This window comes from Bulleidia sp. zg-1013 (assembly GCF_019798045.1).
Classification (GTDB): Bacteria; Bacillota_I; Bacilli_A; order Erysipelotrichales; family Erysipelotrichaceae; genus Bulleidia.
Genome location: NZ_JAGXEX010000014.1, coordinates 1 through 10,223, shown reverse-complemented (window position 1 = coordinate 10,223; position 10,223 = coordinate 1). Strand labels below are relative to the sequence as shown.

Genomic DNA, 10,223 nt, shown 5'->3' with positions numbered 1-10,223 from the left:
TACCAAGAAATGGGTCGGTAAAGAAGGAACTTCAGCAACCGTTCATCTTTTAGCAGACGGTCAGAAAGTAGCCGGTGTTACTCTGAATAAGGCTAACCATTGGCAACATACCTTCACCAACCTTGAACAGTACAAGAATGGAAATGAAATCAAGTACACCGTAGAAGAAGAAAAGATGCCACTTTATGACAGCAACCTACAAGGAAATGCGAAAGATGGCTTTATCATCACCAATACCCATGTCCCACCAAAGAAAGAAGTCTTCACAGGTGGCACAACGACCAACATCGATGGTAAGAAGGTCAACCCCGGACAAGAACTGACTTACTCCATTACCTACAAGAACACCAAGGGTAAGGAAGTCGACGCTGTTATCAGCGATAAAGTTCCAGCCCATACCGAATTCGTATCCGCCGATAATGGTGGTCAGTATGCAAATGGAATAGTTAAGTGGACAAAGAAGCTAGCTCATGGCGAAAGCTGGACTGTCAGCTTTAAGGTAAAGGTAGTAGATGATGTAAATGGCGAAGAGTTAAGAAACAAAGCTAAGGTCAATGACGGAACAAATGAGTATGACACCAATGAAACTCATAACCCAACACCAACTGAACCTAAGAAAGAAGTGTTTACAGGTGGCACAACAACCAACATCAATGGTCAGGCAGTCCAACCTGGACAAGAATTGACTTATGCCGTTACCTACAAGAACACGACAGGTAAAGATGTTAAAGCGACGATTAGCGATACCATCCCGGCTCATACAAGCTTCGTATCAGCAGAGAATGGTGGACAGTATGAAAATGGTAAGGTGACATGGACAGCTGATGTCGCTAAAGACAAGAGCGTTACGGTTAAGTTTACGGTCAAGGTAGACAAAGACGTTAACGGAGCACCTTTAACCAACAAAGCCAAGGTCAATGACGGCACAAATGAGTATGACACCAATGAAACTCATAATCCAACACCAACTGAACCTAAGAAAGAAGTATTCACAGGTGGAACAACGACTAACATTGACGGTAAGAAAGTTAATCCATCAGATGAGCTTACTTACGCTATTACCTACAAGAATACGACAGGAGAAGAACGAGATGTAACCATTACGGATAAGCTACCAAAGCATACCACTTTCGTATCTGCTGATAACAATGGTAAGTATGAAAACGGAATGGTTAAGTGGACAAAGAAGCTAGCCAATGGTGAAAGTTGGACTGTCAGCTTTAAGGTAAAGGTAGTAGATGATGTAAATGGTGAAGAGTTAAGAAACAAAGCCAAGGTCAACGATGGTGAAAATGAGTATGACACCAATGAAACTCATAACCCTACACCAACTGAACCTAAGAAAGAAGTGTTCACAGGTGGAACGACGACTAACATTGACGGTAAGGCAGTTCAACCTGGACAGGAACTAACCTACGCCGTTACCTACAAGAACACAACAGGTAAAGATGTCAAAGCGACGATTAGCGATACTATCCCGGCTCATACCAGCTTCGTATCAGCAGAGAATGGTGGACAATACGCAAACGGTAAAGTCACATGGACAGCGGATGTAGAAAAAGGAAAGAGTGTTACGGTTAAGTTTACCGTTAAAGTAGACAAGGACGTGAACGGAACGCCGGTAGACAACAAAGCCAAGGTAAACGATGGTGAAAATGAGTATGATACGAATGAAACTCATAATCCAACACCAACTGACCCTAAGAAAGAAGTATTTACAGGTGGAACAACGACTAACATTGATGGTAAGGCAGTTCAACCTGGACAGGAACTGACTTATGCCGTTACCTACAAGAACACAACAGGTAAAGATGTCAAAGCGACGATTAGCGATACTATCCCGGCTCATACAAGTTTTGTATCAGCAGAGAACGGTGGACAATACGCAAACGGTAAAGTCACATGGACAGCTGATGTCGCTAAAGACAAGAGCGTTACGGTTAAGTTTACGGTCAAGGTAAATAAGGATGTTAACGGAGCCCCTGTCGATAACAAAGCCAAGGTAAATGATGGTGAAAATGATTATGATACGAATGAAACTCATAATCCAACACCGACTGAACCTAAGAAAGAAGTATTTACAGGTGGAACAACGACTAACATTGATGGTAAGAAGGTCAACCCTGGAGATAAACTTACATACGCTATTACTTACAAGAACACAACAGGAGAAGAACGTGAGGTAAGCATTACAGATAAGCTTCCAAAGCATACTGAATTCGTATCGGCTGATAACAACGGCAAGTATGAAAACGGAATGGTTAAGTGGACAAAGAAGCTAGCTCATGGTGAAAGCTGGACTGTTAAGTTCACAGTCAAGGTGAATAAGGACGTTAACGGAGCAACTCTTACTAATACAGCAAGGGTAAACGATGGAGTAAATGATTACGACACCAATACAGTGAAGAATCCAACGCCAAAGACTCCGCAAGTACCGAATACCCCAACACCGAAGAATTCACCAAGAACAGGAGATAGCAGTAATATTGCCCTATTGTTCATGATGTTACTGGCTTCAAGTGCAGGACTAGGTGTGACTTACATGAGAAGAAAAAGAGTGTAAGCATAGGCATAATAAAAAGTTCATTAAAAGAAGTAGATAAAGGCAACAGGAGACAACAGCCCAATTCCTGTTGCCTTTTCTTTTGCATAGGAAAGAATAATTTTTGTAGGATGCGAATGAGTGATGTAAACAAGCAGGAAATAGGACAAGAGGAAGATAGGTATAAGCCAATGAGTATGAAAGAAAAAGTCGCTCTTAAATGAGTGACTTAATTTTCATGGCTACGAATCCATTCTAAAAGATCTTCATAAGTATTTTTGACTGGAAGCGTTACCTAAGATGATGGTGTATAGTTCTTCTTGCGAATAACTTAGATTAATATTGTTGAGTGCAAGAAAAACGAGCATGATATGTGTGCCGGTACGCTTATTGCCATCTACAAAAGGGTGGTTTGAAGGAGTTCAAGTCATAAGCCTACTGCTTTTTGCATGATACTTGGAAATAAGGAAACGTTATCGAATACTTGAAGTGGAGCGTTTAGTGCTGAGTCAAGCATTCCCACATCACGAAGTCCATCTGTTCCATCGCTTCGTTAAAGTCAATGAGAAGGTATTTCGGACAGTTATTTTTTAGAATAATCACAGAGCCATTTTCTTCAACTTTTCTTGCGACTTTAGAGAAGTTTTGATTAGCCTCACTGATAGATACTAAATTATTTGTATTGATGTTCATCCTATCACCTACCTTTCTTTTGGAAGTTGTATAACACAAAATTAGGATAAATTCGACCTAAAATAAAAAAGCCTTTGAAATAAAGACTTTCCATAACTAACAAAGCGGAGAAGAAGGGATTTGAACCCTTGCACGCTTTCACGTCTGCTGGTTTTCGAAACCAGTCCCTTCAGCCTCTTGGGTACTTCTCCATAGCTATAAAATTATAGCATGAAGTTAAGAAAAGTCGAATTGGAATTTTTATTTCGATTTATACAAATGTAGAGATACAGTTGGTGTGAAATCAAGAAAAAAATATAGAGAGAGAAGTCCTGTACAATGAAAGTGACAACCAAACAAAGAAAGGATTCTCTCTATGCCAATAAGTATGGCAAAAACACAACGGTATCTGTCACATACTTTGGAAACAAGATTTCACGCAGTTAAAACGTATCGCTCGGGATTTTCTGTGAAATTTGTTGTTCGTCGCTACAAGATTTCAAAAAGCCTCACTTATGCGTTGGAATTTTCATTTTGATGGAACAATGGACTCGCTAAGAGACCGTTCACATCGTCCAAAAACACTACATCCGAATGCCCACACAACAGGAAAAAACTTGGATAAAGAACGTTATCCATGCTCTCTTTTTCGTTTCCTTCGAAAACAAGGCTTCTATAAGGGAAAGCCGACGAAAAAGAAGGTCTATGTGCCCAAGCCTTACGATACACCGAGACACAACGTAGCATACAAAAGATTCTCTCTTACTTTTTTGGTCTCACATCATTTACAAATGTACAAAAGCGGAACTGTCAAAACTTACATCTTGGATAAGCTCATTACTTGGAAACTTGCAATCAAAATATGATGAGTATAAACAGACAAGACAAGATGAAATAGATAACAAGGCAGAACTCTTTAATCTCTATGAATACATTTCCATTTATCATGACTTGTAAGGAGAAAAGGCAAGAAAGTTAAATCCCTATGCAAGCAATAAAAAGATAGGAGCAGACCTAAGACGATTTTCAAAGGCAAGGATATATCTGAAAGACAATGACCTTAAAACCATAGCCGATTTGCAAGAAAAGATAAGCACACTTCAAGCAAAAAATAAGAATATCAATCAAGATATAAAGGCTAAAACAAAACGAATTGAAAATCTCAATAAGTGCTTTGCCTATGCGGACATCATCAAGGATAACAAACAAATCTTTGAGGAATGGAGCGGTAAATCATTATTCAAAGATAGCTTCTATAATTCTCATAAAGAACAGATAGACAAATACAAAAGAGCAAGGGCAATCATTGAGAAGATAACAGGCTTATCTGCTATTAAGTCTAAAGATTGGCAAAAGGAAATACAAATCCTTGAAGATGAAATTACAAAGTTAAACTATCAAGCTCAATCTATCAAAGGAGAATATGAAAGTATCAATCATATCAAGTATGCAGTTAAGACTGTAAATGATGATTATGGTATAGATTTATCCATTGAGATAGACAAGGCAATTAAGAGAGGAGAAAAGCCAAGCGTTATTGCACAGCTAAAGAAATACCAAGAGCAAGGGGCAAAATATGAGCGGAGAAAAGAAAAAGCAAAAGACTATTATAGGAATGAGGAAAGGTAGTGATTTTTTGAAGAAATAGGGTATAATATCAATAACAAAAGAGTAGCATTTAGGAAATTTGCTGATTTGACATTTCTAAAAATATTTGTTATACTCTCGGTAGATAGAGAGGGTGTCCCACTACCGTTAAAGGTGGAGCATTAAAGAAGGTGTCTCACTACCTATATCCCAAAGGTGAAGCATTAAAGCGAACAGAGAGGATAAAACCTCTCTGTTTTTTTAGGAGAAGGCAATGGCAGAAGCGATTAAATATGGATTTTATACTGTAAATCCTGATTATCTTGAATATCTAAATCAAATAGATTCAGAAGTTTATTACAACCCTTCGTATAGAAATAGTATTAAACCATTTGTTGGAATTATTGTTGGGATAGAAAACTATAATTATTTTATTCCAATATCTTCTGCAAAGGAAAAACACAAAAGATGGAAGAATGTTTCTGATGAGCATTTTTTGATTTATGAAGTAATTGACAATAACATTACTATAACTGGAGATATATACAAATATTACTCTGATGAAGAAAAAATGCACATATTATCTATATTGGATATTAAGAAAATGATACCTGTACCGACCGACTGCTATGAAAGAATTGAATTTGATGATCTTGAGGACATCAGATACAAAGACTTATTTGAAAAAGAATATGCTTTTTGCCTTAAGATAAAAACAAAGGTCTTGAAAAAGGTAGAAAAGTTATACCAAAAGCAAAAGGAAACAGGAATTATCAGAAGAGCCAATTGTAATTTTTTAGAGTTAGAAAGAGCAATGCCGGACTGGAAGTAAAAAACTAAACTATTCATGGTTGATTGAAGAAGTGGAGTAATATCTGCTTCTCTTTCTTATAAGAGGAAGATTTATAAGCGTGATACAAGACAGTGGAAAGGTGTTTTTAGAGCATTACAGATAAAAGAGGCATTAAGATATGCCCAAGATAAAAACAAGCCTTAAAACGCCTTCCATTACTTAACATAACAAAACAGTTAGAGCGATTAGAAAAGTAAAAAATCTAATCGTTTTTTTATTGCGATGAAAGGAGGGTGCAAATGACAGATGAGAAAAACAACGCTGAAAACACATTTAGTAAAAAATTGGAAAAACAAACTATAAAGTTACAGTGCATTTCAGTGAAACCGGTGATGAAACAATTACAGATAAAATAAATAGACTTATTCAGAAAGAATGTGAAGATATGAGTTACAAAAAAGATAAATAAATTTCTTAACTACCCTTGACAAAAGCTATCAGAAGATACGCTCTTAAAGTCTATGGAGAATGCAGGAAATGAAGCCTTAGAAAAAGGTGTAGAAGTGGAATACCCTAGTCTCAATTCGTCAGCAACTCATTCTTCGTGGGACGAAATGGACTAGGGCAGACCTAGGAAAGGACTTGGAACTCCGGCAACAAGGGCAGGGATTATTGAAAATTTAATTTTTAAAGGTTTTATTGGAAGAGATAAAAAGAATCTTATAGCCACACATAAAGGAATAAGCCTTGTAACGATTGTAGCGGATACTTTTAAATCAGCAGAAACAACCGCAAAGTGGGAAATGGAATTATCGGATATTACACAGGGAAAATCTTCAAAGGAAAAATTTTTAGAAGCGATTGAAAATGGGATAAAAGAAGTGGTTTTAACTTATAACAAGTAAGATGACACTAATTTCAAGCTGGAAAAATGCCCTAAAAATGCTACAATCTTTTGTAGGAAAAGTAGGTAGAAAGACAAACGAGTATGAAAGATACATTTATGGATACTGCAAAAGTTATGTCAAAGGGGCAAGTTACCATTCCAAAAAGGATAAGAGAACTTTTGGACTTACAAAATGGAGATTATGTTACTTTTGTAGTCAATAAAGATAAAGTGCGAATTCAAAACTCCAAGACTTTTCTTGAAGAAAATATGGATAAATAACATATTTATAGAGGTAAATAAATAATGAATAAAGATAAGATGGTATTGCAGAATACAGATGTGGTAAAAGATAATCATCAGTTTGATGATATTGTTAAGATTATCGAAGGTGCAAAGGATCGTGCTTATAGAAGAGTCAATGAAGAACTGATTTTGATGTATCAGGAAGTGGGAAAGTATATAAGCGAGAAAAGTAAAGAAGCAAGTGTCTGGATCAAATTTTGTGGAAAATGTTGCTGACTTTTTCTCTGAAAATTATCCTGATTTAAAAGGGTTTACCCGTAGAGGACTTTATAGAATGAAGCAATTCTATGAGCTATACAAAGATGATGAAAAAGTGTCACCACCGGTGACACAATTGAGCTGGACTAATCACTTGAAAATAATGTCAGCTTCTAAAAGTCAAGAAGAGAGAAGATTTTATATTGAATTGGCAGTAAAAGAAAGATATTCAAAGCGTGAATTGGAAAGACAGATGGATAGTGGCTACTATGAACGCTATATGCTCTCAAATGGTAATAATTTGCCTGTTATACAAAGAGCAAAACAAGAAACACATAATCTATTTATGGATAGCTATGTGTTGGAATTTCTTGATGCACCAAAGATTGGAAGTGAAAGAGATTTTCAAAAATCAATTCTTGAAAATCTAAAGAATTTCATATTGGAAATTGGTAAAGATTTCTCATTCATAGGAAATGAATACAGGGTACAGGTTGGTAATCATGATTACTATATAGATTTGTTATTCTATCATAGAGGATTATCTTGCTTGGTTGCATTTGAACTAAAGATAGGGGAGTTTAAACCGGAATATATCGGAAAAATGAACCTGTATTTAGAAGCATTGGATAGAGAAGTAAAGAAACAAGCTGAAAATCCAAGTGTAGGAGTAATCCTTTGTGCTTCAAAAGATGATGAGGTAGTAGAATTTGCGTTAAGTAGGAGCCTTTCACCTACAATGGTATCTGAATATAGATTAAAATTGATAGATAAGAATTTGTTGCAACGAAAATTAAAAGAATATATAGATATTGCTGAAGAAGCAAATGAATAAAATTATATTATTATGGGACAGAGGTATAGAAATTTCGATAATAGTAATAGTGAAAAACCACCATGAAATCTACTACTAAAATTACTATGAAAAACTGTTATTTGAGGAAGGGGACACATTCAGAGCGATTATTTCTCTGAAGAAGATAGCTGCGCAGAAGGTTGTGAGCGACAATGTCGTTCGCAATGTCTCTTAAGATGTCCCTCGAAGAAAATGAAAATATAATCAGAGTTCATGGCAGCACTACTCAAGAAACTACCAAAGAAAAAAGTAGTATCCAAGAACAAATAGTTCTTCTTATGAAAAGTAATCCAAGTATTACTGCGCAACAGATAGCCGTCCTCTCTTTTCATTTGTTGTGTGTTGACCACTACCGCAACTCCTATGACAGTATTATTTGTAATTCATTATGAAAAAATAATTAGCACTAAAATACATAAAAAACAAATGCTTGCTTCTAGTAAATAACAATAAATGAAAAAACTTTCTGAAAATTATTTCATATAAATGAAATGAATTTGAAAAAATATCGAGAAAATTCTTGCAAATGATAGACAAAAGAATGAAAAAAAATTACTATAATCAATGTGAGGCACAATAGCCTTAGGAGGGATTATGAAAACAGGTTTTAAAAAAGGCTTGGCTATTTTAGTTACTGCTACAACTCTTGTTGGTTGTAGTGGTGGAAAAGGTGGCACAGCTCTGACAACATCTGAAGATTTTAATTATGTGTATGCGACTGATCCGATAACTTTCGACTATACAGCATCACAACGAGGCGAGGATACAAAGCACTTAGTTAATTTTGTGGATGGTTTGGTTGAAAATGACCGCTATGGTAACTATGTAGGCGCTTTAGCTGAAAAGATTGAGCACAGTGCTGATTATAAGACATGGACATTTAAACTACGCAAAGGTGTTAAATGGTACACAAATGAACAAGAAGAATACGCTGAAACAACAGCCCATGACTTTGTGACCGGTTTACAGCATGCAATAGATGCGGATTCCGGTTCGAAGTTTTTAGTAAACAGATTAATTAAGAATCTTGCAGAATATGAACAAGGTAAAGTACCATTTAATCAAGTTGGTGTTAAGGCTTTAGATGATTATACAGTTCAATACGAACTTACTAAGCCGGTAACTTATTTTAATTCCTTAGCTTCTTATGCTATTCTTTATCCGGTCAATAAAAAATTCTTAGAATCCAAGGGAGAAGGCTGTAAGTTAGGTGCTTATAAGGCAACGAAGTGTAGCTTTGGTAAGACTGATCCAAGCTCTATTCTTTACAATGGCGCTTACTTCTTAACAAACTTCACAACGAAATCCAAGATTGAATACACCAAGAACCCTAACTACTGGGATAAAGATCATGTTTACATCAATAAAGTAAATTTAATTTATGATGATGGACAAGATAGTCACTCGGTTATGAATGGCTTTGAAAAGGGAAACTATGTTCAGGGCGGTATCTCCGGTGCATGGGATCCAAGTGAACAAAAATCTTACAAAGATAAATACGCCGGTAAGGTGACTTATGGTTTACCTGATACAACCACATTCAATTTGGCTTTCAACTTGAACCGTAAGGCTTATAAATATTCTAATAAAACAGAAGAACAAAAGAAGAATACGCAATTTGCACTTCGTAATGTAAACTTCCGTAAAGCTTTCCGTGCCGCTTTTGATCGTGTGGCTTATGCGACACAAAGAACGGGTTCCGAAGACTTAGCTAAGAAGATGATTCGTAATACAATGACAAAGGGTGACTTTGTGAGTGTTAATAAGAAGACTTTTGCGGAAACGGTGGCCGCTAATGTGAAGGATAAGAACCAGATTCGTGGTGATTTCAACGATGGTAACGATGCTTTCTTCAATCCGAAAATGGTGCAAAAGTACATCGATGCCGCTAAGGCTGAAGGTGTTAAATTCCCTGTAACGTTGGACTTAGTGAATTATGATGCGGCTATTTTTAATGCCCAAGCCGCTTCCATGAAGGCTTCGATTGAAAAGAACTCAAATAAACAAATTTTAATTAACGTTCATTCCGAAAAGAACCAAAATAAGTATCTGGCTGTTACTTATGATGTTAACAATGCGAAGGACTTTGACTGGGATATTTCGACGGCTACAGGTTGGTCCCCGGACTATTTAGATCCTAAGTCTTACTTAAGCGTCTATTCGCCAAACAATGGAGATATGATTAAGACCGCAGGTATCAATTCTAAATCTAATTCTTCGTTCTATAACGATAGTGATAAGGTTGCCGCTGAAGCTGTTAAGTTGAGTGAGTATGAGTCCCTATTAGAAAAAGCGGATGCGATTTCTGATGATATGAATAAACGTTATGAAGCTTATGCGAAAGCGGAAGCTTGGCTAACCGATAATGCTTTAGAAATTCCAA

8 protein-coding genes, 1 tRNA gene and 4 pseudogenes are annotated in these 10,223 nt (G+C 36.4%); 10 read left to right on the top strand and 3 right to left on the bottom strand.

Annotated elements, in window-relative coordinates; translation table 11 throughout:
* A partial coding sequence (locus tag K7I92_RS07155) for a Cna B-type domain-containing protein (RefSeq protein WP_220282591.1) occupies nt 1-2,563 on the top strand: 2,563 nt, incomplete at its 5' end.
* 245 nt (nt 2,564-2,808) lie between these two features.
* Here the strand turns inward: K7I92_RS07155 and K7I92_RS07695 are convergent.
* The 3 genes and pseudogenes from K7I92_RS07695 to K7I92_RS07140 all read right to left on the bottom strand — a co-directional run.
* Nucleotides 2,809-2,955: pseudogene (locus tag K7I92_RS07695) on the bottom strand (type II toxin-antitoxin system death-on-curing family toxin); the annotation flags it as partial.
* 85 nt (nt 2,956-3,040) lie between these two features.
* Nucleotides 3,041-3,235, bottom strand: a complete 195-nt coding sequence (locus K7I92_RS07145; protein ID WP_220282590.1) for a type II toxin-antitoxin system Phd/YefM family antitoxin — start codon at nt 3,233-3,235, stop codon at nt 3,041-3,043.
* 105 nt (nt 3,236-3,340) lie between these two features.
* Nucleotides 3,341-3,426, bottom strand: a tRNA-Ser gene (locus K7I92_RS07140).
* Nucleotides 3,427-3,590: 164 nt separating this feature from the next.
* Here K7I92_RS07140 and K7I92_RS07570 point away from each other — a divergent pair.
* The 9 genes and pseudogenes from K7I92_RS07570 to K7I92_RS07105 form a co-directional block, all read left to right on the top strand.
* Nucleotides 3,591-3,945 (top strand): annotated as a pseudogene (locus tag K7I92_RS07570) (IS481 family transposase); the annotation flags it as partial.
* 67 nt (nt 3,946-4,012) lie between these two features.
* Nucleotides 4,013-4,843 (top strand): annotated as a pseudogene (locus tag K7I92_RS07135) (MobA/MobL protein); the annotation flags it as partial.
* 232 nt (nt 4,844-5,075) lie between these two features.
* Nucleotides 5,076-5,633, top strand: coding sequence for a type III toxin-antitoxin system ToxN/AbiQ family toxin (locus K7I92_RS07130; RefSeq protein WP_220282588.1), 558 nt, complete (start codon nt 5,076-5,078; stop codon nt 5,631-5,633).
* Between the two features lie 331 nt (nt 5,634-5,964).
* Nucleotides 5,965-6,063, top strand: a complete 99-nt coding sequence (locus tag K7I92_RS07585; protein ID WP_370627462.1) for a hypothetical protein — start codon at nt 5,965-5,967, stop codon at nt 6,061-6,063.
* A 28-nt stretch (nt 6,064-6,091) separates the two neighbouring features.
* Nucleotides 6,092-6,499 (top strand): annotated as a pseudogene (locus tag K7I92_RS07120) (DNA topoisomerase); the annotation flags it as partial.
* An 83-nt stretch (nt 6,500-6,582) separates the two neighbouring features.
* Nucleotides 6,583-6,762 carry an AbrB/MazE/SpoVT family DNA-binding domain-containing protein gene (locus K7I92_RS07115; protein WP_220282587.1) on the top strand — a complete coding sequence of 60 codons (180 nt, stop codon included), beginning with the start codon at nt 6,583-6,585 and terminating at the stop codon, nt 6,760-6,762.
* A 24-nt stretch (nt 6,763-6,786) separates the two neighbouring features.
* Entirely contained in the window at nt 6,787-7,002 is a 216-nt protein-coding gene (locus K7I92_RS07565; protein WP_220282586.1) for a hypothetical protein, read from the top strand.
* Nucleotides 6,968-7,819: a PDDEXK nuclease domain-containing protein gene (locus K7I92_RS07690; RefSeq protein ID WP_220282585.1), complete on the top strand. Its 852-nt coding sequence runs from the start codon at nt 6,968-6,970 to the stop codon at nt 7,817-7,819. The genes K7I92_RS07565 and K7I92_RS07690 overlap by 35 nt, the downstream gene beginning before the upstream one ends.
* Before the next feature lie 615 nt (nt 7,820-8,434).
* On the top strand, nt 8,435-10,223 hold a 1,789-nt coding region (locus K7I92_RS07105), incomplete at its 3' end, for a peptide ABC transporter substrate-binding protein (RefSeq protein WP_220282584.1).

Excerpts from the sequence above, each read along its gene's own strand:
- K7I92_RS07145 (WP_220282590.1), bottom strand. The coding sequence starts at position 3,235 with ATGAACATCAATACAAATAATTTAGTATCTATCAGTGAGGCTAATCAA.
- K7I92_RS07130 (WP_220282588.1), top strand. The coding sequence starts at position 5,076 with ATGGCAGAAGCGATTAAATATGGATTTTATACTGTAAATCCTGATTAT.
- K7I92_RS07115 (WP_220282587.1), top strand. The coding sequence starts at position 6,583 with ATGAAAGATACATTTATGGATACTGCAAAAGTTATGTCAAAGGGGCAA.
- K7I92_RS07565 (WP_220282586.1), top strand. The coding sequence starts at position 6,787 with ATGAATAAAGATAAGATGGTATTGCAGAATACAGATGTGGTAAAAGAT.